This is a genomic window from Pseudomonas sp. CROZ-RG-20F-R04-15, from assembly GCF_022662375.1.
GTDB lineage: Bacteria > Pseudomonadota > Gammaproteobacteria > Pseudomonadales > Pseudomonadaceae > Aquipseudomonas.
This window is the reverse complement of the sequence record NZ_JAKNQL010000004.1, coordinates 168,671-191,825: the sequence shown is the minus strand read 5'-3', so window position 1 is coordinate 191,825 and position 23,155 is coordinate 168,671. Positions and strand designations below refer to the sequence as shown.

26 protein-coding genes and 1 tRNA gene are annotated in these 23,155 nt (G+C 58.8%); 18 read left to right on the top strand and 9 right to left on the bottom strand.

Translation table 11 applies throughout. The annotated features are described in order from the left end of the window. Positions 1-34: 34 nt before the first annotated feature. Genes msrB through msrA form a run of 3 tightly spaced genes read left to right on the top strand, consistent with a single transcriptional unit; the run spans position 35 to position 3,119 of the window. Positions 35-553, top strand: coding sequence for a peptide-methionine (R)-S-oxide reductase MsrB (gene msrB / locus L8H52_RS08680; protein WP_242206775.1), 519 nt, complete (start codon positions 35-37; stop codon positions 551-553). 43 nt (positions 554-596) lie between these two features. Beyond that, on the top strand, positions 597-2,405 hold the full coding sequence (locus L8H52_RS08675) for a cytochrome c biogenesis protein DipZ (RefSeq protein ID WP_242206774.1): 1,809 nt from the start codon (positions 597-599) through the stop codon (positions 2,403-2,405). Positions 2,406-2,420: 15 nt separating this feature from the next. Further along, the gene (msrA, locus tag L8H52_RS08670) at positions 2,421-3,119 is read left to right on the top strand and encodes a peptide-methionine (S)-S-oxide reductase MsrA (RefSeq protein WP_242206773.1); all 699 of its coding nucleotides are present in this window, start codon (positions 2,421-2,423) and stop codon (positions 3,117-3,119) included. A 10-nt stretch (positions 3,120-3,129) separates the two neighbouring features. Here the strand turns inward: msrA and L8H52_RS08665 are convergent, their stop codons facing one another. Together L8H52_RS08665 and L8H52_RS08660 are read right to left on the bottom strand one after the other, a co-directional pair. After that, the gene (locus L8H52_RS08665) at positions 3,130-3,534 is read right to left on the bottom strand and encodes a GNAT family N-acetyltransferase (protein ID WP_242206772.1); all 405 of its coding nucleotides are present in this window, start codon (positions 3,532-3,534) and stop codon (positions 3,130-3,132) included. Between the two features lie 38 nt (positions 3,535-3,572). Beyond that, a complete protein-coding gene (locus L8H52_RS08660) occupies positions 3,573-4,475 on the bottom strand; it encodes a LysR family transcriptional regulator (protein ID WP_242206771.1) in 903 nt (300 codons plus the stop codon). Positions 4,476-4,577: 102 nt separating this feature from the next. Here L8H52_RS08660 and L8H52_RS08655 point away from each other — a divergent pair, with 102 nt between their 5' ends. Continuing rightward, the gene (locus L8H52_RS08655; RefSeq protein ID WP_242206770.1) at positions 4,578-5,747 is read left to right on the top strand and encodes an aspartate aminotransferase family protein; all 1,170 of its coding nucleotides are present in this window, start codon (positions 4,578-4,580) and stop codon (positions 5,745-5,747) included. Between the two features lie 6 nt (positions 5,748-5,753). Here L8H52_RS08655 and L8H52_RS08650 read toward each other — a convergent pair whose 3' ends face one another. From L8H52_RS08650 to L8H52_RS08635, 4 genes are all read right to left on the bottom strand, one after another. After that, a complete protein-coding gene (locus tag L8H52_RS08650; protein WP_093430710.1) occupies positions 5,754-5,957 on the bottom strand; it encodes a hypothetical protein in 204 nt (67 codons plus the stop codon). A 205-nt stretch (positions 5,958-6,162) separates the two neighbouring features. Further along, positions 6,163-8,082: an alkaline phosphatase D family protein gene (locus L8H52_RS08645; RefSeq protein WP_242206769.1), complete on the bottom strand. Its 1,920-nt coding sequence runs from the start codon at positions 8,080-8,082 to the stop codon at positions 6,163-6,165. Positions 8,083-8,154: 72 nt separating this feature from the next. Further along, positions 8,155-8,892, bottom strand: coding sequence for a hypothetical protein (locus L8H52_RS08640; RefSeq protein ID WP_242206768.1), 738 nt, complete (start codon positions 8,890-8,892; stop codon positions 8,155-8,157). 116 nt (positions 8,893-9,008) lie between these two features. Next, positions 9,009-9,467 carry a hypothetical protein gene (locus tag L8H52_RS08635; protein WP_242206767.1) on the bottom strand — a complete coding sequence of 153 codons (459 nt, stop codon included), beginning with the start codon at positions 9,465-9,467 and terminating at the stop codon, positions 9,009-9,011. Positions 9,468-9,493: 26 nt separating this feature from the next. Here L8H52_RS08635 and L8H52_RS08630 point away from each other — a divergent pair, with 26 nt between their 5' ends. Continuing rightward, positions 9,494-10,240 (top strand): hypothetical protein, encoded by a 747-nt coding sequence (locus L8H52_RS08630; RefSeq protein ID WP_242206766.1) that lies wholly within the window; start codon positions 9,494-9,496, stop codon positions 10,238-10,240. Between the two features lie 55 nt (positions 10,241-10,295). Here L8H52_RS08630 and L8H52_RS08625 read toward each other — a convergent pair whose 3' ends face one another. Continuing rightward, on the bottom strand, positions 10,296-10,625 hold the full coding sequence (locus L8H52_RS08625; protein WP_064392109.1) for a hypothetical protein: 330 nt from the start codon (positions 10,623-10,625) through the stop codon (positions 10,296-10,298). 256 nt (positions 10,626-10,881) lie between these two features. Here L8H52_RS08625 and L8H52_RS08620 point away from each other — a divergent pair, with 256 nt between their 5' ends. Beyond that, positions 10,882-11,142 (top strand): DUF6429 family protein, encoded by a 261-nt coding sequence (locus L8H52_RS08620; protein WP_242206765.1) that lies wholly within the window; start codon positions 10,882-10,884, stop codon positions 11,140-11,142. Between the two features lie 110 nt (positions 11,143-11,252). Here L8H52_RS08620 and L8H52_RS08615 read toward each other — a convergent pair. Then, positions 11,253-11,337: transfer RNA gene (locus tag L8H52_RS08615), tRNA-Leu, on the bottom strand. 107 nt (positions 11,338-11,444) lie between these two features. Here L8H52_RS08615 and queA point away from each other — a divergent pair. From queA to L8H52_RS08585, 6 genes are all read left to right on the top strand, one after another. Beyond that, positions 11,445-12,509, top strand: coding sequence for a tRNA preQ1(34) S-adenosylmethionine ribosyltransferase-isomerase QueA (queA, locus tag L8H52_RS08610; RefSeq protein WP_242206764.1), 1,065 nt, complete (start codon positions 11,445-11,447; stop codon positions 12,507-12,509). A 14-nt stretch (positions 12,510-12,523) separates the two neighbouring features. Beyond that, complete coding sequence (gene tgt / locus L8H52_RS08605) at positions 12,524-13,639, top strand: tRNA guanosine(34) transglycosylase Tgt (protein WP_163004798.1); 1,116 nt, start codon at positions 12,524-12,526, stop codon at positions 13,637-13,639. A gap of 43 nt (positions 13,640-13,682) precedes the next feature. Next, positions 13,683-14,021, top strand: coding sequence for a preprotein translocase subunit YajC (yajC, locus tag L8H52_RS08600; protein ID WP_007916913.1), 339 nt, complete (start codon positions 13,683-13,685; stop codon positions 14,019-14,021). 64 nt (positions 14,022-14,085) lie between these two features. After that, positions 14,086-15,954, top strand: a complete 1,869-nt coding sequence (gene secD, locus L8H52_RS08595; protein WP_242206763.1) for a protein translocase subunit SecD — start codon at positions 14,086-14,088, stop codon at positions 15,952-15,954. A gap of 9 nt (positions 15,955-15,963) precedes the next feature. Beyond that, complete coding sequence (gene secF / locus L8H52_RS08590) at positions 15,964-16,878, top strand: protein translocase subunit SecF (protein WP_242206762.1); 915 nt, start codon at positions 15,964-15,966, stop codon at positions 16,876-16,878. Positions 16,879-16,999: 121 nt separating this feature from the next. Continuing rightward, positions 17,000-17,548 (top strand): glycine zipper 2TM domain-containing protein, encoded by a 549-nt coding sequence (locus tag L8H52_RS08585; RefSeq protein WP_007956693.1) that lies wholly within the window; start codon positions 17,000-17,002, stop codon positions 17,546-17,548. 249 nt (positions 17,549-17,797) lie between these two features. Here L8H52_RS08585 and suhB read toward each other — a convergent pair whose 3' ends face one another. Then, positions 17,798-18,616, bottom strand: a complete 819-nt coding sequence (suhB, locus tag L8H52_RS08580; RefSeq protein WP_034156254.1) for an inositol-phosphate phosphatase — start codon at positions 18,614-18,616, stop codon at positions 17,798-17,800. Between the two features lie 145 nt (positions 18,617-18,761). Here suhB and trmJ point away from each other — a divergent pair, with 145 nt between their 5' ends. The 6 genes from trmJ (at position 18,762) to iscA (ending at position 23,150) form a co-directional block, all read left to right on the top strand. Further along, complete coding sequence (gene trmJ / locus L8H52_RS08575) at positions 18,762-19,532, top strand: tRNA (cytosine(32)/uridine(32)-2'-O)-methyltransferase TrmJ (RefSeq protein ID WP_008084663.1); 771 nt, start codon at positions 18,762-18,764, stop codon at positions 19,530-19,532. A gap of 3 nt (positions 19,533-19,535) precedes the next feature. Continuing rightward, complete coding sequence (cysE, locus tag L8H52_RS08570) at positions 19,536-20,312, top strand: serine O-acetyltransferase (RefSeq protein WP_025109222.1); 777 nt, start codon at positions 19,536-19,538, stop codon at positions 20,310-20,312. A 238-nt stretch (positions 20,313-20,550) separates the two neighbouring features. Next, complete coding sequence (iscR, locus tag L8H52_RS08565) at positions 20,551-21,042, top strand: Fe-S cluster assembly transcriptional regulator IscR (protein WP_003227911.1); 492 nt, start codon at positions 20,551-20,553, stop codon at positions 21,040-21,042. A gap of 47 nt (positions 21,043-21,089) precedes the next feature. Further along, positions 21,090-22,304 carry an IscS subfamily cysteine desulfurase gene (locus L8H52_RS08560; RefSeq protein ID WP_242206761.1) on the top strand — a complete coding sequence of 405 codons (1,215 nt, stop codon included), beginning with the start codon at positions 21,090-21,092 and terminating at the stop codon, positions 22,302-22,304. Between the two features lie 101 nt (positions 22,305-22,405). Further along, positions 22,406-22,792, top strand: coding sequence for a Fe-S cluster assembly scaffold IscU (iscU, locus tag L8H52_RS08555; protein WP_046820395.1), 387 nt, complete (start codon positions 22,406-22,408; stop codon positions 22,790-22,792). Between the two features lie 34 nt (positions 22,793-22,826). After that, positions 22,827-23,150 carry an iron-sulfur cluster assembly protein IscA gene (iscA, locus tag L8H52_RS08550; RefSeq protein WP_003227904.1) on the top strand — a complete coding sequence of 108 codons (324 nt, stop codon included), beginning with the start codon at positions 22,827-22,829 and terminating at the stop codon, positions 23,148-23,150. The last annotated feature ends 5 nt before the right edge of the window (positions 23,151-23,155 follow it).

Here is a 23,155-nt window from a genome sequence, read left to right as displayed (position 1 = left end):
CCATGAAGGGCATCTGGAATTTTTGGAGACGGCCATGTTTTCACGGCGACAGATTCTGTTAGCGGGCGGCGGGCTGGGGGTTGCAGCCCTGGTGGCGGGTGTATTGCCAAAATTGTCGACTGCCACGGCAGTGATCGGCGAGGCACACGCGGACGAGGCGTTCGAGGTGACACACAGCGACAGTGAATGGCACTCGATCCTGAGCGACGAGCAGTACCAGATCCTGCGTGAGGAAGGCACCGAACGGGCCTATACCAGCGCGCTCAACAACGAACATCGCACTGGCACGTTTGCCTGTGCCGGCTGTGATCTGGCGCTGTTTTCATCCGCCACCAAATTCGACAGTCGTACCGGTTGGCCGAGTTTCTGGGCGCCGCTGGAACACGCGGTGGCGACGCGTCAGGACCGTTCGTTCGGCATGTCCCGCGACGAAGTTCACTGTCGCCGTTGCGGCGGCCATCTGGGCCATGTCTTCGATGACGGTCCCAAGCCCACCGGTCTGCGCTACTGCATGAACGGCCTGGCGATGACCTTCAAAGCCGCGGCGGCTTGAGTCATGACCCGCTCGCGATCTTCACTTCAGACAGGACGAATTTATGTGGCTCTTGGTTCTCGCTTATCTCGGTGGTGTGCTGACGATCGTCAGCCCGTGCATCCTGCCGGTGCTGCCTTTTGTCTTCGCTCGCACCGGTCAGCCGTTTATCAAAAGTGGCTTGCCGCTGCTGGCGGGGATGGCGGTGACCTTTGCGCTCGTCGCCTCGTTGGCAGCGGTGGGCGGCGGTTGGGTGGTGCAAGTCAATCAGTACGGGCGCTGGCTCGCGTTGCTGTTCGTTGCTCTGTTCGGGTTGACCTTGCTGCTGCCGCGTGTGGCCGAGCGCCTGACCCGGCCGCTGGTGTCGGCCGGCAGTCGGCTGTCGGAAGCCGCCGGGCAGGACAATCGTCCGCGTCCCGGCGCTTCGTTTCTGATCGGCGTCGCCACGGGACTGTTGTGGGCACCGTGCGCCGGACCGATTTTGGGGCTGATTCTGACCGGTGCCGCGCTGCAAGGGGCAAGTATCGCCACCACGCTGTTGTTGCTCGCCTACGCGGCGGGTGCGGCCACCTCGCTGGCCGCAGCGCTGTTGCTGGGCGGTAAGGTATTTGCGCTGATGAAACGCTCGATTGGCACCGGTGAGTGGATCCGTCGGGGTCTGGGCGTAATGATGTTGGCCGGCGTCGCAGCCATTTCGCTGGGGCTCGATACCGGGGTTCTCGCACGGTTGTCGACGGCTTCCACCGGAGGCCTGGAGCAGGCACTGGTCGGCAAGCTATCGGGTAAATCTGCTAACGCCAACGGCACGATGATGGCGCAGATTCCTACTGAGGAAGGCGCTGCGAACGGCAGCATGATGGCCGCCGGCGGTGCAATGAAAATGGCCGCGAAGGCTCCGGGCACTTTACCGGTTGAAGGTCAGTTGCCGCCGCTTGAGGGGGCGGTGCAATGGCTCAATTCGCCGCCTCTGGACGCCCAGGCATTGAAGGGCAAAGTGGTGCTGGTGGATTTCTGGACTTACTCCTGCATCAACTGCTTGCGCACTTTGCCGTATGTCAAAGCCTGGGCTGAAAAGTATCGCGATCAGGGCCTGGTGGTGATCGGTGTGCACGCACCGGAGTTCGCCTTCGAACGTGATGTGAGCAATGTCATCAAAGCCATGAAGGAACTGGGTATCAACTACCCGGTCGCCATCGATAACGACTACAAGATCTGGCGTGCTTTCAACAATGAATATTGGCCAGCGCATTACTTTGCCGACGCTCAGGGACGTATTCGTTACCACCATTTTGGCGAAGGGGACTACGCCGAGTCGGAACGCGTCATACAACAGTTGCTGCGTGAGGCGGGTGCGAAAACCGTGGCGGACGGCTTGATCAATGCTGACGCCAAGGGCGTGCAACTGGCGCCGGACATGAACGAAGTGCAGTCGCCAGAAACCTATGTCGGCTACCAGCGTGCGGAACATTTCGTACCGGAAATCAGCCTCGTGCCTGACAAGGTCGCGGCCTACAACCCACCGGACAAACTGGCACTCAATGACTGGAGCCTCGGTGGTCAATGGTCGGTGGGCGCCGAGCGTGCCACGGCCAGTGCGCCGGCCAGTCGCATCGTTTATCGCTTCCATGCCCGCGACTTGCATCTGGTGCTCGGTCCGGCAGCGGACGGCAAACCCGTGCGCTTCAAGGTGATGATCGATGGCCAGGTTCCGGGCGATGCCCATGGCGTCGACGTCGCTCCTGACGGCACGGGCCATGTGACCGAACAACGCCTGTATCAGTTGGTGCGGCAAAACGACGGCGTGCAGGACCGAACCTTCACCATCGAATTTCTCGACCCGGGCGTATCGGCATACGCCTTTACCTTCGGTTGATCAGGAGTCATTGAAATGAAAATCACATGGCGTCGCGTGTTGTTGGGGGTTGCAGTGGCCGGAGTGATCGGCCAGGTTTCGGCGTTCTCCTTTGGGGGCGAGGATGCTGTGCTGATTCCGCCACCAACTCTTGATGAAGTGACCCAGGCGCACAGCGAAACTGCGGTGTTCGCCGGTGGCTGCTTCTGGGGTGTGCAGGGTGTTTTCCAGCACGTCAAAGGCGTGCAGAAAGCCGTCTCCGGATATGCCGGCGGCGCTGCCAATACGGCGGAATATGAGCGTGTCAGCGAAGGCGATACCGGCCACGCCGAGTCCGTGCAGGTCACCTTCGATCCGACTCAGGTCAGCTACGGCAGTCTGTTGCAGATCTACTTTTCGGTGGCGCACAACCCAACTGAGCTCAATCGCCAAGGCCCTGACAGCGGCACGCAATATCGTTCGGCACTGTTCCCGGTCAACGCCGATCAGTTGAAGGTCGCGCAGGCCTACATCGCCCAACTGGATGCGGCTCACGCCTACAGCAAACCCATTGTCACCAAACTTGAAAGCTTCAACGGTTTCTATCCGGCAGAGGACTATCACCAGGATTTCCTGACCGAGCACCCGAGCTATCCGTACATCGTGATCAACGACATGCCGAAAGTGGCGAATCTGAAGCAGATGTTCGCGCAGCGTTATCAGGAGAAACCGATGTTGGTGAAGGACGGGTCTTGATCAAGGCTCGTTATTTGAGCCTCGGTCGCTCCATGGCAATCACTGACGTCTCGAAACCCAGACTGGCAAAAAATGCCTCGGCGCCTTCTCGCCCGGCACGTAGCATCCAGGTGATGTCGGGGTTATCGCCCATGACATGTTTAACCAGTCTGCGGCCAATGCCTGCGCGCCGATGCTGGCCATCGACCACGACCATCGAAAGATAGCCGTTGCACAAACCATCGCTGATGCCACGGGCGAAGCCGACGACTTGGGTGCCGTGCAGGGCAATCACCGTGCGTTGAGAGTTCTTGATGAGTTGCGCGAAATGCTCGCTGGAACCGGTTCGGTGAGCCCAGCCGTTTTGGCCGAGGAACAGTCGTACCGGCTCCACTTCGTCAGGCAGCAGGTCGCGTACGGTCAGATTGCTATTCATCTACGGTTTGATTCCTTGTCGGTTGTCGCTCGGCATCATTATCTGCCCCACGTCTGCATCGCAAATTCGACGAAGCGGCGCAGCTTTGGCAACCGATAGCGATCCGGCGCATAAAGCAAATGCAGGGGACGGCTGGGCGGTTGATAGTCGGGAACGACGGTCACCAGTTTGCCGTCGCGCAAATCCTGTTCCACCAGCGCATCGGGCAGCATCACGATGCCCATGCCGGTGCGTGCGGCCTGGTGCAACCCGGCGGACGTGTTCATCAGCATCGGTCCGCTGACGTCGACGAGAATTTCCCCGTTCGGTCCACTGAGGCGCCAGCGTTTCTCCACCGACTGCCAATCGTCGCCGGCAGGGTAGGCGAACGACAGGCAGTCGTGTTGCTGCAGGTCTTCAGGGGTTTGCGGCATGCCGCGACGGGCCACGTATTGCGGGGAGGCACACACGGTCAGTGTGTAATCGATCAGCGGCCGGGCGATCAGGTTTGACTCCTCAAAATGCCCCAGCCGAAACGCTACGTCGAGGCCGCTTTCCAGCAAGTCTGGGCGACTGTTGGTCAGCACGACGTCCATTTTGACCTGTGGATATTGCAGGGAAAAATCGCTGAGCGCAGGTGCCAGGCGTTCTACGCCAAAGGTCAGTGGTGCGGTAATGCGTAGCAGGCCACGAGGCTCATCGAGTGCTTGTTCCGCCAGGCGTTCGGAGTCAGCCACCAGTCCCAAGACATCCAGGCACCGCTGGTAGTAAACGCTGCCGAATTCGGTAAGACGCTGCCGTCGAGTCGTGCGCTGCAACAGTTGCACACCGAGCCGCTGCTCCAGCGCGCGCAGGTGATTGCCAACCATGGTCGTCGACATGTCGCACTGCAACGCGGCCGCCGTCATGCTTCCGGCTTCGACAACTTTGACGTACACGCTCATCGACTGGAACAGGTCCATTATCAAGCCCTGCTTTTAAATGAATGAAGTTTTACCGAGTTTATCCAGTTTCGGTGGCTAACCATACTGCCAGCACACCGACCTTCACTGGAGTTTGAAGTCATGACCGCCGCCCTGATGAACACCTACCAACCGCTGGCCCTGAGTTTCACCAAAGGCCTCGGCACTCGCCTGTGGGATCAGGCCGGTCGCGAATATCTGGATGCGGTGGCCGGTGTCGCGGTGACCAATGTCGGGCACTCGCACCCGCGAATCGTTTCGGCGATCAGCGAGCAGGCGGGATTGCTGCTGCACACGTCGAATCTGTACAGCATCGACTGGCAGCAACAACTGGCGAACCGGCTGACTGAGCTTTCGGGGATGGAGCGTGCGTTCTTCAATAACTCTGGCGCCGAGGCCAACGAAACAGCGCTGAAACTGGCGCGTTTGTTCGGTTGGAGCAAGGGCATCGAACAGCCGCTGGTAGTGGTCATGGCCAACGCGTTCCACGGCCGCACACTTGGCACTTTGTCGGCCAGTGATGGCCCGGCGGTGCGCCTGGGTTTCAACGAATTGCCGGGGGATTTCCTCAAAGTGCCGTTCGGTGATCTCGCAGCGCTGGAGCAACTGCAGCAAAAGCACGGCGAGCGCATCGTGGCGATTCTGGTCGAGCCGATTCAAGGTGAAAGCGGTGTACAACTGGCGCCGCCCGGTTACCTGAAAGCGCTGCGCGAACTGTGCAATCGCCATGCGTGGTTATTGATGCTTGATGAAATCCAGACCGGCATCGGCCGCACCGGCCGCTGGTTTGCGTTCCAACATGAAGGCATCGTCCCGGACGTCATGACGTTGGCCAAAGGACTGGGCAACGGCGTGCCGATCGGCGCTTGTCTCGCGCGGGGCAGGGCAGCGGATCTGTTCACACCCGGCAGTCATGGCAGCACCTTCGGCGGCAATCCACTCGCGTGCCGGGTCGGTTGCACGGTGCTGGACATCATCGAAGAACAGGGCCTGTTGGAAAACGCCCGGATTCAGGGGGAACGGCTACTAACTCGTCTGCGTGCAGAGCTGGCGGACAATCCCAATGTGCTGGCGATTCGTGGCCAGGGCTTGATGATCGGTATCGAGCTGAAACAACCGGTGCGTGATCTGACCCTGATCGCGGCGCGGGATCATGGGCTGTTGATCAACGTCACGCGGGGCAAGACGATACGGCTGCTGCCACCGTTGACGATTGATGAGCGGGAGGTGGAGATGATTGTCAGAGGCGTGGGATGTGTCGTTCAGTCGTGACGATTTTCACTCTTCGATCAAATGTCTGACTTTGGCTTTTCCTGCGCGCATTTCGCCGATCGATTTGATCAACCGGTCGGCGTTTGCGGATGAGCTCATCAAGTAGGCTGTTTCTTCGAGTGTGCTGTTTTCGCTAAGAGGCATCATCACGACAGGCTCAGATTCTTGTCGGGATTGCGAGGTTAGGTCTCGATCCTCGCTGGATGCCAAGAACGTATGGAGGTGAGTACAGGATGACAAGGCGACACCTACTAGTGGCTGTTTCGCAGAAAGGCTTACTGCGAGCACCTTCAGTATCACTTGAGAACGCTGGAGACGTTTCTGAGAAGGTTGTAATCCTTGTCCACTGTCTCGGGCAGTGAGAAACCGCCGCGTTGTCAGTATCCGGCATTCCCGGTGTAGGAAAAAACTATGTCTAGTCCGGATAATCCGCCAGATCCGGCGCCAGCATCCGCGTCTTCGCCTTGCCATTCGAATTGTGCTGAATGATCTCCCGCGGCTGCCCCTGCTCATTGAAAAACACCTGACCGATCCCTGCCGAGTTCCACAAGCGTTCGCCTGCCTCAGCATGTTCTGGCGTATACGGCACGATGCGCATGCGGCGGCGTTTGGTGAACCAGTTCAGCGGTGAGCGTGGCGAGTAGAGCCAGCGGTTGAGGCGGTCGAACCATTCCAGCAGGGTTTTCGGAAACTCGTTTTTGATGCCGCTGCTGGTGATCTGCCAGATTCGCGGACCGGCCTTGCGGTGTCGGATAAGTACTTCGTAGACGAAGGAATAATGCACGTCGCCCGACAGAACCACGTAGTTACCCGGTGTGCGCGAGTGTCGGAAAATATTCAGGATCACCTGCGCAGCACCGCGATGGGCCATCCAGTTTTCCGCGTCGACCAGCAGCGGGTAACCGCACCAACTGAAGACCTTCTGCACGGTTTCAATCAACTTCACGCCGAAGATTGGCGCGGGAGAAACGATGATCGCTGACGGGTGATCGAGCAGCTCCTGTTGCAGTTCGCTCAGCGCCTCCCAATCGAGCAAGCCCGAGGGTTGCTTGAGCGCCATCTCACTGCGCCAGCGCCGGGTGCGCGTGTCGATGACCACCAGCGCCGGGCTGGTTGGCAGCACAAAATGCCAATGTTGAAAGCGCAGCAAGTCATCAATCAGGTCGTCCTGCACCGGGCTGTCGAGATACTGGTCATTGCCACTGGCGCTCAGCCCCAGGGTTTTTGCCAGCACATCCTTGAACGCATCGGGATTGTTGCCCCAGCCCTGACACAACATATAGGCGATCAACGCGTTGCCGATGATGCGTTTGGAGAACGGATGGCCGTAGGCCGTTTCCTCCCATTGCGCAGACAGGTTCCAGTCATCGGTGATGTCGTGATCGTCGAAAATCATCAGGCTCGGCAGATGCGCCAGCGCGCGGGCGACCTTGCTCAATCCAGCCTTGAAGGCATCGATGCGAGTCTGTTCGAGGGCGTAGCGCTTGAGGCGTTCGGGCGTCAACTCGGGTGCTTGCGGATCGATCAGCGACCAGGCCGTTGGCGACCACACCAACAGATACATCGCCATGACTTCGGCGAACGTCACCAAGTGATTGTCAGCGCTGCTGCTGGTGAAAATCGGCTTACGCGCACCACCGAAAAATCGCTCACGCAAGGTCTCGTTGCTCTCCAGTGCCGGTAACAAATCCGCACGGTGGTAGTAACTGGCCGGGTGTTCGTAGAGCTTGGCGCTGTCGCTGACCACCGCGCCTTCGAGGTGTTCGTCGAACAGTCCGAGACGCTCGATCAAGGCATGAATCGCCCGCAGCATCGGGCCAGCCACATCGTCGGCGTAGACCTGATCACCGCTCATCATCAACAGGGCGGGGCGTTGTTGCGGATCGGTTTCCGTTGCCAGCAATTGGTCGACGCAAAGCAAACCATCCGCCGCCGGATGATGCGGTTTGCGGCAAGAGCCGTGCAGCAGTTGATCGATCCGCGAGCGCAGGACGAAGTTTGGGCTGACTGCGTCGCCGTACAGCAGATGGGCCGCCCAGTCGGCGATGCCCTCAGCGTTGTCGATCAACAGGTCATAGTCGATCCGCGTATCGCAGGGCAGGGCGTTATCGAGGGAAACATCGACGAGATGAACAAACGCCTGACGACCTACGGGAATGACCGTGCATTTCTCCGCGTCGAGAGGAATGTCTCCTACACCTTGCAGGCGCAGAGTCAGCGCCAGTGGCCGCGTGCCGACAAGCCACATCACCACGCGTGTCGGCTCCAGCCGGCGCAGCAGTGGGCCGGCCAACACGGCAGGCAACAAAGAGGGATCAACGAAGTGTCGGGACATCGAAGGGCAAAGCTCAAGGCGCACAGGCCGGCGATGATAGCGCAGCCGGCGCCTTGAACCCTTAAATCAGCCTTAAGAGTCGGCTTTTTGCAGTTTCAGACTCAACAGGCGCCATTGCGCAGGTGCCGCGTCAACTCGCGGCTGCTCTTGTACCGAGCAATCGAAACGGTAGGTGACATCGTCGCCGTTCATGTTGCGCGCGGTGACGGTGTTGTTGAAGGTGTAGACCTGATCCTTGAAGCGGTGGCTGACCAGCGCTTTGCTGTCAGCAAAACGCGCCGACACGGGAAAGCGCAACGTGCTGGTCACAAACGGGCTGCACATGACATAGGCGATCATCGACTTGTCGGCCTGTGCGTCGCCGCGCAATTTCTTGTTCAGCGCTGCCAGCGCCATGCGACCGTCATAGTCGCTTTGATCCAGCACGGTCTGTAACCCGATTGATTTCGGCGCCCGGCCGGCGTAGTTCGGCAACAGCGCGGAGTCGGCGGGAGAGGGCTTATCGTCCGGCTCGATGGCAGCAAAAGCCGGCGCATCCTTCAGTTCAGCGGCGGGTGTTACTGCCTCGGCTTCAGGCAATAAAGAGCTCGGCTCGGTGACTTGGGCGTTTTCAGCCTGTACCGGTTCGTAATCATGCGACGAAGGAAACAACGACAACGTGATCGACAGCACTACCATCGCCACAATGAAACCGCCCGCTGCGCCAACGATGTTGCCGTAGAAAATATTCCAGCTGCCACGGTTCTGCACCACCCAGCGCCACATGAATCCCCAAACCGCGACAATCGCCAGAAAACGCAGAAACTCCATTTGATCCTTTCCTTAAACCTTCAAAACCCTGAAATCAACGCACGCCCACAGTGAACGCTGACGATGGGCGGCAAGATAACAAAACACACGTGTAATGCCAGTGACGATAGTGGCGTTCAGTGAAAGTTGAGCGCAAAAAATACCAGCGTCGTCACACCCGCAGCCAAACCACAGATGCCCGCGAAAAGTTGGCGAGCCAGCGGATGCTCTGGCCGAGGGCGCCTGACCAGCCACATCCAGACGCCCACCAGAACACCGAATGTGGTGATCATCTGCAACACGCTACTGGCCAGGTTCTCAGGTGCAGGAGGCACGTGCGCCGGGAAAAGGCCTGAACAGACCACCGAAAAAATCATCGCTACGATAAAGCCGCTGGCGGCACCCGCCAGGTTGGCAAGGATCAGATTCCAGGCACCACGAGTCTGCACGACCCAAGCCCAAACGGCAGCCCAGACGAAAAAGTACAACACGGCCATCAAGGTGTTTCTCCCTCTGAAAATTGACTCCATTGAGGTGCTGGCGACCTCGTTACTGGCAGTGGACGGCAAGATAGCAAAATAGTAGCGTCGCGCCACCGCTCTATCTCCGTAATGGATTACCTATGCCAGCAAGTCCCCACTCTTTGCGCCTGCTCTGCGCAATCACCCTCGCCGTGGCAATGACCCCGGCATTCGCCGCCGTGCAAGAACACCCGGAAAACAGCTGGAAGTACTACGCCGGCAATTGCCAGCGCGTTCAGGAAAAGATGGCCGACGTGCAAAGCGGTCGGACCACGGCCTATGACGTGATGTTCGCCCTGGAAAGCAACCTGCAAATCATGAATGAACACCGCTCGAACCTGATGCCCAATCACCTCGGCTCACAGGAGTTCGCGCAATGCGAAAGCATAGCGGGCCAGGCCGAGGCGATGATCGCCCAAGGCAAAGCCGAGTTCGCCGCGAAAATGCAAGGCGCTGCCGAGGAAGGCCGCATCGCCCACCAGAATTCCCCCGCCTACCAACGCGCCCGCGCCCTCGGCTACAGCGACGTCGGCGACATCTCCTTCCTGAAACTGCACGAAGACACCGACGGCGAAGCACGCTTGAAAACCATGCTGATCACCGTCGACGAAATCTGCGGCCAATACTTCCGCGCCACGCAATACGTGAAGCCGTATGTGATCTATACGGTTCGGCCTTCTGACGGCGGTTGTGGTGAGGTGAAACGCGTAGCGGTGGTTGGCGGCCGATCGGTGGAGAAGGGCGATTACATTGATGAGAAGGGCGAGTTTCAGTATCTGGGCTGGAAAAAGCTTGTTGGCGTCGATGGGTTTCCGACCGATATTCGCGTGCTGAAAGTCCGTCGTTGAAACTAAGAAATATCGGGATGTTTTCTTGAAGATTCTGCTGTAACGGCGCAGCCGATCACAGGATGTCTTTCAAATAACCTTTGAGCGCGAGGAGCGGCTGATCCAGCTGCTCCAGCGAACGCGCCTCGCTGAACTCAGCGGACAACTTGTGCAACTCCCGCCCCAGCGGCTTCTCGATACCGCCCAAAGCATCCATCGCCAGGCCCAGGCATTCATTCATCTTGAACTGAATGGTCTCGACATCCCCGCGCCGCACCAATAGTTCGAAAATGTCTTTCTGATAGTCACCCATGACCATGTCGTCCCGCAGGATCGGGCTCAGGCCTTCTTCCTCGTAAGCAAGTTTGAGGGAGAAAAGGGCGACTGTTTCCAGTGACGTTTCCATGGTGTGCCTTTAGCGACGTCCGTCAATGTGGGTGTTGATGCGCAGATGCAACCACCGATGCGGTGGACTACTTTCAGAGGGGCGTGATTATACGGAGCGGGATCAACAAGTGCAGCCCAAAGGCGAGGCCGGGCACACTGAAGCCGATCAATAACCTTCACGGGATTGAGCGGTATTTCCATCGAAGGCCGGCGAGTATTATGGTGAACCTTCACACACTCGACGTTAACTGTTGGATACGAATGGAGTGACGACCATGGAATACGACGACAAACTGATGGAAGACGCCGTGCTTGCCCTGTTGGCAGCACTCAGTTCCGATAAAGGAAATGCCTGGAAAGGGTTCGACTTCGAGATCATGAACCGATTGCATGAACAGGGTTTCATCAGTAACCCGGTGAACAGGAACAAGTCGGTCTGGTTGACGGAGGAGGGGCTGGAGCGGGGGCGGGCGATAGCGGCGCGGATGTTTGGGGGAAATGCTCAGGCTGAGCCTGCAAACCACTCCGACACCTGAGTCCGCGCAATGTCACGTGCGACCCGCGCAGTGGCGAGCGTTCAGCATTGCGCGTCCACTTTATTGCAGACGAAAAAAAAGGCCTTGCTAAGCAAGACCTTTCTTAATTTTGGTGCCCCGAGGGAGACTCGAACTCCCACTCCTTTCGAAAACGGATTTTGAATCCGCCGCGTCTACCAATTCCGCCATCAGGGCTCAATGGCGGCGAAGTATAGAGATGAGATTACCGTCGGTCAATCAGGTACATAGAGAATTTTCGATATTTCCGCTAGACTTTCCGGCCCTGCTAGACGAACCCCATCATGCGCGTTGCTGACTTTACTTTCGAGCTCCCTGATTCGCTGATCGCCCGCCACCCTTTGGCCGAGCGTCGCGGTAGTCGCCTGCTGACCCTTGACGGGCCGAGCGGCGCCCTCGCACACCGTCAATTCACTGATTTGCTTGAGCATTTGCGCCCGGGCGATTTGATGGTGTTCAACAATACCCGGGTGATTCCGGCGCGGCTGTTCGGGCAGAAAGCGTCCGGCGGCAAGCTGGAAATCCTTGTTGAGCGGGTGCTCGATACGCATCGCGTGCTGGCCCATGTGCGTTCCAGCAAGTCGCCGAAGCCGGGTTCGAAGATCCTTATCGACGGCGGTGGCGAGGCAGAAATGCTCGCGCGTCACGATGCGTTGTTCGAGCTGGGCTTCGCTGAAGAAGTGTTGCCGTTGCTCGACCGTGTCGGGCACATGCCGTTGCCTCCTTATATAGACCGCCCGGACGAAGGCTCGGATCGCGAGCGTTATCAGACCGTGTACGCCGAGCGTCTGGGCGCGGTGGCGGCGCCGACCGCCGGGCTGCATTTCGATCAGTCGCTGATGGAAGCGATTGCCGCCAAGGGCGTCGAGACCACATTCGTTACGTTGCACGTGGGCGCGGGGACATTCCAGCCGGTGCGTGTCGAGAAGCTTGAAGATCACCACATGCACACCGAGTGGCTGGAAGTCGGCCAGGATGTGGTCGACGCGGTCGCTGCGTGCCGTGCGCGCGGTGGTCGGGTGATTGCGGTCGGCACCACCAGTGTGCGTTCGCTGGAAAGTGCGGCGCGCGACGGCGTGCTCAAGCCGTTCAGCGGCGACACCGATATCTTTATCTACCCGGGCCGTCCGTTCCACGTGGTCGATGCCTTGGTGACCAATTTCCATTTGCCGGAATCCACGCTGTTGATGCTGGTTTCCGCGTTTGCCGGTTATCCCGAAACCATGGCCGCCTACAAGGCTGCCGTCGACAACGGATACCGCTTTTTCAGCTACGGTGATGCGATGTTCATCACCCGTAACCCCGCACCTACTGCCCCTAAAGAAACCGGCCCAGAGGAAACAGAATGAGTCGCGAATGTCGCATGTCCTTTGAGCTCCTTGCCACCGATGGCAAGGCCCGTCGTGGTCGTCTGACCTTCCCGCGTGGCACCGTCGAGACCCCGGCGTTCATGCCGGTGGGCACCTACGGCACGGTCAAGGGCATGTTGCCGCGTGACATCGTCGCCACTGGCGCAGAAATCATTCTCGGCAACACCTTTCACCTGTGGCTGCGCCCTGGCACCCAAGTGATCAAGGAACACGGCGACCTGCACGACTTCATGCAGTGGAAAGGCCCGATCCTCACCGACTCCGGTGGCTTCCAGGTGTTCAGCCTCGGCGCGATGCGCAAGATCAAGGAGGAGGGCGTGACCTTCGCCTCCCCGGTCGACGGCGCGAAAGTGTTCATGGGCCCGGAAGAGTCGATGCAGGTGCAGCGCGATCTTGGCTCCGACATCGTGATGATCTTCGACGAATGCACGCCATACCCGGCTGACGAAGACGTCGCCCGCGTATCGATGGAGTTGTCGTTGCGCTGGGCGCAGCGCTCGAAAAATGCCCACGGTGAAAACACCGCGGCGCTGTTCGGTATCGTGCAGGGCGGCATGCACCAGGATCTGCGCATGCGCTCGCTGGAAGGCCTCGACAAGATCGGCTTTGATGGCTTGGCCATTGGCGGTCTGTCGGTGGGCGAGCCGAAGCACGAGATGATCAAAGTATTGGATTATCTGCCGGGCATGATGCCGGCTGACAAACCTCGTTACCTTATGGGCGTTGGCAAACCGGAAGATCTGGTTGAGGGTGTGCGCCGCGGTGTGGACATGTTCGATTGCGTGATGCCAACCCGTAATGCCCGCAATGGGCATCTGTTCATTGATACAGGCGTGCTGAAGATCCGTAACGCGTTCCATCGCCATGATGAATCGCCGCTGGATCCGACCTGCGATTGCTATACCTGCCAGAACTTCTCTCGCGCTTATCTGCATCACCTGGACAAGTGCGGCGAAATGCTGGGAAGCATGCTCAATACCATCCATAACTTGCGCCATTATCAGGTGCTGATGGCTGGTTTGCGCGAGGCTATTCAACAGGGTACATTGGCCGCCTTTGTCGATGCCTTCTACGCCAAACGCGGGCTCCCCGTTCCGCCTTTGGACTGAGTTTTCTGACCCCAAGATTCAACATTTGCAACTGGAGTGCTAAATGAGCTTTTTTATCTCTAACGCCATGGCTGACGCGGCTGCACCGGCTGCTGCCGGCCCAATGGGCGGCGGTTTCGAGTGGATTTTCCTGGTCGGCTTCCTGGTCATCTTCTACCTGATGATCTGGCGTCCACAGGCCAAGCGCGCCAAAGAGCAGAAGAACCTGCTGAGCAGCCTGCAGAAAGGCGACGAAGTTGTGACCACTGGCGGCATCGCCGGCAAGATCACCAAAGTGGCCGATGACTTCGTGGTTCTGGAAGTTTCCGACACCGTGGAAATGAAGTTCCAGAAAGGCGCCATCGCCGCCACGCTGCCAAAAGGCACGCTGAAAGCGATCTAAGGGCAACAACTTCTACTCAATCGACGGGGCGCGCAAGGCGCCCCGCGTCATAACGGGCGGCGTGATGCTGAACAAATATCCTCTGTGGAAATACATTCTGATCCTGGCGGTGCTGGCGATCGGTCTGATTTATTCCGCTCCGAATCTATACCCCGATGACCCGGCCATTCAGATCAGCGGCGCCAGCACGGCCCTGCAGGTCAATCAGGCCGATCTGGATCGCGTAAGCACCGCGCTTCACGAGTCCGGTATCAACGTCAAGGCGGCCACACTGGCGGCAAACGGCAAGGGCGGTCTGATCCGTCTGTCCAAGGCTGAAGATCAGTTGCCGGCCAAAGACGTTGTGCGCAAGGCATTGGGTGATGACTACGTCGTCGCGCTGAACCTGGCACAGACCACCCCGCAATGGCTGCGCAATCTGGGCGCGCACCCGATGAAGCTGGGTCTGGACTTGTCCGGTGGTGTGCACTTCCTGTTGGAAGTGGACATGGACAAAGCCCTCGATGCACGCCTGAAAGTCTACGAAGGCGATGTCAAGAGCCTGCTGCGTAAAGAAAAACTGCGTTATCGCAGCCTGCCGCAACTGGGCGGTGCCATTCAGCTGGGCTTCAGCGATGAAGACTCCCGCGAACAGGCCCGTGCACTGATCCGCAAGAACTTCAACGATTTCGACATTGTTCCGGCCGACCTCAACGGTCAACCGGTGCTGCGTCTGGCGATGACCCCAGCCAAGCTGGCGGAAATCCGTGAATACTCCATCAAGCAGAACTTGACCACGGTACGTAACCGCGTCAACGAGCTGGGTGTTGCCGAACCGATCGTTCAGCGTCAGGGCGCCAACCGCATCGTGGTTGAGCTGCCGGGCGTGCAGGACACTGCCGAAGCCAAGCGTATTCTCGGCAAGACGGCCAACCTTGAGTTCCGTCTGGCTGCAGAGCCGGGTGCTTCGAAAGCCACTTCGGAAACCTTCGAGTTCCGTGAAGGCAAGCGTCCGCCAGCACAGATCGAGCGTGGTCTGATCATCACCGGTGACCAGGTTACCGACGCCAAGGCCGGTTTCGGCGAGCACGGCACACCTGAAGTGAACATCCGTCTGGATGGCCACGGTGGTGAGCTGATGAGTCGCGCGACCCGTTCCAACGTCGGTCGTAGCATGGCGGTGATCTTCATCGAGCAGCGTCCGGTCACCACTTACACCAAGCAAGTGGTCGATGGCGTCGAGAAAGACGTTGCGGTGCAAACGTTCAAAGAAGAGAAGAAGATCATCAGTCTGGCGACCATTCAGTCGCCGCTGGGTGCTCAGTTCCGTATCACTGGCCTGAACGGTCAGGGCGAATCGTCCGAACTGGCGCTGCTGCTGCGTGCCGGTGGTCTGGCGGCACCGATGTACTTCGCTGAAGAGCGCACAATCGGCCCGAGCCTGGGTGCTGACAACATCACCAAAGGTATCGATGCGTCGCTGTGGGGCATGCTGTTCGTGTCGCTGTTCATCATCGCCATCTACCGCTTCTTCGGCATCATCGCCACTGTCGCACTGGCAGTGAACATGGTGCTGCTGCTGGCGTTGATGTCGCTGCTGGGTGCAACGCTGACCCTGCCGGGTATCGCCGGTATCGTGCTGACCATGGGTATGGCGGTCGACGCCAACGTGCTGATCTTCTCGCGGATCCGTGAAGAGATCGCCGCCGGCATGACCGTGCAGCGTGCAATCAACGAAGGCTTCGGCCGGGCATTCACCGCGATTCTCGACGCCAACCTGACTACCTTGTTGGTCGGCGGGATTCTCTTTGCCATGGGCACCGGCCCGGTCAAAGGTTTCGCAGTGACCATGTCCCTCGGGATCTTTACCTCGATGTTCACGGCCATCATGGTGACCCGCGCAATGGTCAACCTGATCTTCGGCGGACGTGACTTCAAGAAGTTGTGGATTTAAGGGGCTGCCATGTTACGTACAATCAACTTCATGGGCGTTCGCAACTTCGCGTTCGGCGTCACAGTGTTTCTCACGTTGCTGGCTATTTTCAGCGTCGCCACCAAGGGCATGAACTGGGGCCTGGACTTCACCGGCGGTACGCTCATCGAGCTGACCTACGAGCGTCCGGCTGACGTCACCAAGGTGCGTGAAGAGCTGGTAACTTCCGGTTACCACGAAGCCATCGTGCAGAGCTTCGGTGCAACCACCGACTTGCTGGTGCGCATGCCGGGTGAAGACCCGCAACTGGGCCATCAGGTCGCGGAAGCGCTGCAGAAGCTCGGCGGCGACAACCCGGCGACGGTCAAGCGTGTCGAATTCGTTGGCCCGCAGGTCGGTGAAGAGCTGCGTGACCAGGGCGGCCTCGGCATGCTGCTGGCGCTCGGCGGTATTCTGATCTACCTGGCGTTCCGCTTTCAGTGGAAGTTCGCGGTCGGCGCCATCGTTTCGCTGATTCACGACGTGATCGTGACCATCGGTATCCTGTCGTTCTTCCAGATCACCTTCGACCTGACGGTGCTGGCGGCGGTACTGGCGATCATCGGTTACTCGCTGAACGACACCATCGTGGTATTCGACCGGGTTCGTGAGAACTTCCGCGTCCTGCGCAAGGCTTCGCTGATCGAGAACATCAACATCTCGACCACGCAGACCCTGCTGCGGACCATGGCGACGTCGATCTCCACTTTGCTGGCGATCGCGGCACTGCTGTTCTTCGGTGGCGACAACCTGTTCGGTTTCTCGATTGCGCTGTTCATCGGTGTGCTGGCGGGTACTTACTCGTCGATCTACATCGCGAACGTGGTGCTGATCTGGCTGAACTTGAGCACTGAGGATCTGATTCCTCCGGCCAGCACCGAGAAGGAAGTCGACGACCGTCCATAACGGCCATCGTTTTCCCGGCTGTCAGGCCAAGAAAGGCGCGAGTTGAACTCGCGCCTTTTTTTATGCTCCAAGGCTGGGAGAAGCGCGGGCGTGTCCCGCATGTGATGGTCAGGAGGTTCATGTGAACAAGTCGTTGCTGGTTGGTGCGGTATTGGGTGCTGTCGGTGTGACTGCCGGGGGTGCTGTTGCCACCTACAGCCTGGTTAAAAGCGGCCCTGAGTATGCGCAAGTGTTGGCCGTTGAACCGGTTAAAACACAGATCAAGACTCCACGTGAAGTGTGCAAGGACGTGACAGTGACTCGTCAGGCACCGGTAAAAGATCAGCATCAGATCGCCGGTACGGTGGTCGGTGCACTGGCAGGTGGTTTGCTGGGTAACCAGATCGGCGGCGGCACCGGCAAGAAAATTGCCACGGTAGCCGGTGCGGTCGGTGGCGGTTATGCGGGTAACAAGGTACAGGAAGGCATGCAAGAGCGTGACACCTATACCACTACGCAAACCCGCTGCAACACGGTCAATGACATCAGTGACAAGGTCGTCGGTTACGACGTGCGTTACTCGCTTGATGGCAAGGAAGGCAAGGTGCGGATGGATCGCGATCCGGGCAACCAGATTCCGGTCGACAAGGAGGGCAAGCTGATTCTGTCGCAGAATGAGCCGGGTCAGTAAAGACCGACTGTTTTAACAAGAAGCACCCTGCGGGGTGCTTTTTTTGTGCCCGCGATTTTTGGTTGCACCGACCCCCTTGTGGGAGCGAGCCTGCTCGCGAATGCGGTGTCCCAGCCGGCATCAATGTTGATTGTCAGAATGCATTCGCGAGCAGGCTCGCTCCCACATGAAGATCTTGGTGATCTGAAGATCGAATTCCAGACATAAAAAAAGCACCCCGAAGGGTGCTTTTTTCGTTTCGCGGGAAGCTTAGCGCTTCAGCGAAGCCGGCAGGTGCGGCTGGATCGCCGTCAGAACTGCCTTGAAGCATTTGGTGTTACCGGCAACGATGTGGCCTTTTTCAAGGAAGTCGTGACCGCCGGTGAAGTCGCTCACCAGGCCGCCGGCTTCTTGAATCAGCAAGGCGCCTGCAGCCATGTCCCACTCGGACAGGCCCGACTCCCAGAACGCATCGAAACGACCGGCAGCCACGTAAGCCAGGTCCAGGCTTGCCGAACCGGCGCGGCGGATGCCGGCAGTCTGGCCAACCAGAGCGCGGAACATGCCTAGGTAGTTTTCCAGGTTGTCCATTTGATCGTCACGGAACGGAAAGCCAGTACCCAGCAGGGCGCCGTCAAGGCTGGTGCGACCGCTGACGCGCAAACGACGACCGTTCAGTTGGGCGCCGCGACCACGGCTGGCGGTGAATTCTTCCTGGCGAACCGGGTCCAGAACCACTGCGTGTTCCAGGCGACCACGGTATTTGCAGGCGATGCTGACGGCGAAGTGAGGAATGCCGCGCAGGAAGTTGGTGGTGCCGTCCAGTGGGTCGATGATCCACAGGTACTCTTCGCCTTCGATGCCGGTGCCGGCGTGCAGGCCGGTCTCTTCGCCGCGGATGGAGTGGTTCGGGTAAGCCTTGCGCAGGGCATCGATGATTTTCTGTTCAGCGGCGCGATCGACCTCGGATACATAATCCTTGGCGTCTTTTTCGTCGACCTTGATGGTATCCAGGCGCTCGATGGAGCGGAAGATCAGTTCACTGGCGCTGCGGGCGGCGCGCAGCGCGATATTCAGCATGGGCTGCATGGATGTGTCACCTAAGGTTGTTAAAGAAAGCCGCGCATTCTATCAGAACTTTTCTTCAGGTGAAGGACGCTGTTCGCTTTCATAGCTTAACGGTAGGCTGTTCTGTAAGATTTGCACCCCTTTCCTGTGTCCGAGAGCGCCTCCCTTGCTGCAGAACATTCGTGTTGTCCTGGTCAATACCAGCCACCCCGGCAATATCGGCGGGGCCGCGCGCGCCATGAAAAACATGGGTCTGTCGCGACTGGTGCTGGTCGAACCGCGCCTGTTTCCGCATCACGAGGCCGATGCTCGCGCCTCCGGTGCCGGTGACATCCTTGAAAACGCGCAAGTCGTCGCCACCTTGGAAGATGCCTTGGTCGGCTGCAATCTGGTGCTTGGCACCAGCGCCCGTGACCGTCGAATCCCCTGGCCGCTGCTGGACCCTCGCGAATGCGGGACCAAAGTGGTTGAGGAGGCCGGGCAAGGCGCCGAAATTGCGCTGGTGTTTGGTCGTGAAGATTCCGGCCTGACCAATGACGAGCTGCAGCGATGTCACTTTCACGTGCACATTCCCTCCGACCCGGAGTTCAGCTCGCTGAATCTCGGCGCGGCGGTGCAGGTGTTGAGCTACGAAGTGCGCATGGCCTGGCTGGCCGCACAAGGTCAGCCGAGCAAGATCGAGAAAGAGGAAGTGGCCTCGGTGAAAAGCGCCGAGCTGGCGACCATGGATGAGCTGGAGCGCTTTTATGAGCATCTGGAACAGACGCTGGTCGCCATCGAATTCCTCGATCCGGAAAAACCACGGCACCTGATGGCGCGCCTGCGCCGGTTGTACGGACGCAGCTCGGTCAGCCGGGCGGAAATGAATATTTTGCGTGGCATCCTCACGGAAACCCAGAAAGCGGCCCGTGGTGAGCTTCTTAAGCGGAAGGACTAAATGATGTTTGAGCGTTTGCGTGAAGATATCCAGAGCGTGTTCCATCGAGACCCGGCGGCGCGTAACGCTTTTGAAGTCCTGACCTGCTACCCCGGCATGCATGCGATCTGGATTCATCGATTGGCCGGCATGCTGTGGCGCAACGAACTGAAATGGCTGGCGCGGCTGGTTTCGAATTTCGGCCGCTGGTTGACCGGGATCGAAATTCATCCGGGGGCCAAGGTTGGTCGACGTTTCTTTATCGACCACGGCATGGGCATTGTCATCGGTGAAACCGCCGAGATTGGCGATGACGTGACCATTTATCAGGGTGTAACCCTCGGCGGCACCAGTTGGAACAAAGGCAAGCGCCACCCGACGTTGGGTGACGGAGTTGTCGTGGGGGCGGGCGCCAAGGTGCTCGGCCCGTTTACGGTCGGCGCTGGTGCCAAGGTCGGTTCCAACGCCGTGGTGACTAAAGAAGTGCCGCCGGGCGCCACTGTTGTCGGTATTCCGGGGCGCATCATCGTCAAATCCGACGAAGAGCAGGACGCCAAGCGCAAGGCCATGGCCGAGAAGATCGGTTTTGATGCCTACGGCGTCAGCGAAGACATGCCCGACCCGGTGGCGCGCGCCATCGGTCAGTTGCTCGATCACCTGCAAGCGGTGGACGGGCGTCTGGAGGGGATGTGCGGCGCGCTGAAGGATCTGGGCAGTAATTACTGTGCGAAAGATCTGCCTGAGCTGCGTGAAGAAGACTTCGCCTGCGTGAAGGGTAAGGATCAGAGTCAGGCTAGCTAAACCGCGCCGCTGCCTTCGCGAGCAAGCTCGCTCCCACATTGGAATGTATTGCCCTTGTGGGGGCGGGCTTGCTCGCGAAGAACGATCACGCGGTACTGCTGGCTGCATACCGCCAGCCTTTGCTATGATGCGCGCGCTCTTTTGCGGGTAATCCTGACTAAAGTACTAGGTCTTAAAGTTGACTTAAATACTCGGGAATTGCATACTCGCCCCATTCTGAACTCCGTGGTAACTGTCCATGCGACTGACTACAAAAGGCCGATACGCCGTGACCGCCATGCTTGACCTGGCGTTGCACGCGCAGCACGGGCCGGTGTCCCTGGCCGATATCTCCGAGCGCCAAGGCATCTCCCTGTCCTACCTCGAACAACTGTTCGCCAAGCTGCGCCGCAGTAACCTGGTTTCCAGCGTTCGCGGTCCGGGTGGTGGCTACCAGTTGTCCCGCGACATGCAGGGCATCCAGGTCGCCCAGGTGATCGATGCGGTAAACGAATCGGTTGATGCCACCAAGTGCCAGGGCCAAGGCGATTGCCATTCCGGCGACACCTGCCTGACCCACCATCTGTGGTGCGATTTGAGCCTGCAGATTCACGAATTTCTAAGTGGTATCAGCTTGGCTGATCTTGTGACTCGCCGTGAGGTGCAAGAAGTAGCCCAGCGTCAGGACCAGCGCCGTTGCAACAGCAAGGCGCCACGCCTGGACAAGATTGAAGCGTCCGCCGTCGAATGACAGCCAGAGAGCTAGCGGCACGCCAGCCCTGATTTAGGAGATAGTCCATGAAATTGCCGATTTACCTTGATTACTCTGCGACCACCCCGGTTGATCCGCGTGTTGCGCAAAAAATGAGTGAATGCCTGCTGGTCGACGGAAACTTCGGTAACCCGGCGTCCCGTTCCCACGTATTCGGCTGGAAGGCTGAAGAGTCCGTCGAAAACGCCCGTCGTCAGGTGGCCGATCTGGTCAACGCCGATCCGCGCGAAATCGTCTGGACCTCGGGCGCTACCGAGTCCGACAACCTGGCTATCAAGGGTGCGGCACATTTCTACGCCTCCAAGGGCAAGCACCTGATCACCTCCAAGATTGAGCACAAGGCTGTCCTCGACACCATGCGCCAACTGGAGCGTGAAGGTTTCGAGGTCACTTACCTCGAGCCGACCGAAGACGGTCTGATCACTCCAGCGATGATTGAAGCTGCACTGCGCGAAGACACTATTCTGGTCTCCGTGATGCACGTGAACAACGAAATCGGCACCATCAACGACATCGCCGCGATCGGCGAAATGCTCCGCGCCAAGGGCATTCTGTTCCACGTCGACGCTGCTCAGTCCACTGGCAAGGTCGACATCGACCTGCAGAAGCTGAAAGTCGACATGATGTCGTTCTCCGCCCACAAGACCTACGGCCCTAAAGGCATTGGCGCGCTGTACGTCAGCCGCAAGCCGCGTGTGCGCATCGAAGCGACCATGCACGGCGGCGGTCACGAGCGCGGCATGCGTTCCGGTACTCTGGCGACCCACCAGATCGTCGGCATGGGTGAAGCGTTCCGCGTAGCCAAAGAAGACATGGCCGCCGAAAACGTCCGCATCAAAGCCTTGAGCGACCGCTTCTACAAGCAGGTCGAGCATCTGGAAGAGCTGTACGTCAACGGCAGCCTGAGCGCCCGCGTGCCGCACAACCTGAACCTGAGCTTCAACTACGTTGAAGGCGAGTCGCTGATCATGGCACTCAAGGATCTGGCGGTATCGTCCGGTTCGGCCTGCACCTCGGCGTCGCTGGAGCCTTCGTACGTACTGCGCGCCCTGGGCCGCAACGACGAACTGGCACACAGCTCGATCCGTTTCACCTTCGGCCGTTTCACCACCGAAGAAGAAATCGACTACGCCGCGCAGAAAGTCTGCGAGGCCGTTACCAAGCTGCGCGCTTTGTCGCCGCTGTGGGACATGTACAAAGACGGCGTCGATATCTCGAAAATCGAGTGGGCGGCACACTAAATATAGAAGCCGCCAGATACAGATCCTGTAGCGACGCGGCGGTTTACGCAGCGCAGTTGCAGGGTCTCAAGAGCGGCCCTGATGAGTGAGGATTGAGAATCATGGCTTACAGCGAAAAGGTCATCGACCACTACGAAAACCCGCGCAACGTCGGCAAGATGAACGCGGAAGATCCTGATGTCGGCACCGGCATGGTCGGCGCTCCGGCATGCGGCGACGTGATGCGTCTGCAAATCAAGGTCAACGAAGCAGGCATCATCGAAGATGCCAAGTTCAAGACCTACGGTTGCGGTTCGGCTATCGCCTCCAGCTCCCTCGCCACCGAGTGGATGAAGGGCAAGACCCTGGACGAAGCAGAAACCATCAAGAACACTCAGCTGGCCGAAGAACTGGCCTTGCCGCCAGTGAAGATTCACTGCTCGGTACTGGCTGAAGACGCTATCAAAGCGGCTGTTCGCGATTACAAGCAGAAGAAAGGCTTGATCTGACTTTCAGGATTTGGCGACGAGTAAGGAGTCACCGATGGCTATCAGCATGACAGAAGCGGCTGCTCGACACGTGCGGCGCTCCCTCGACGGGCGCGGCAAAGGTGAAGGGATTCGTCTGGGTGTTCGCACCACAGGCTGTTCCGGCCTTGCCTACGTGCTGGAGTTTGTCGACGAGGTGGTTGCAGAGGATCAGGTGTTCGAGAGTCACGGCGAAAAAGTGATCATCGACCCGAAAAGCCTGGCCTACCTGGACGGCACCGAGCTCGATTTCGTCAAGGAAGGGTTGAACGAAGGCTTCAAGTTCAACAACCCCAACGTACGCGGTGAATGTGGCTGCGGCGAAAGCTTCAACATCTGAGGCTT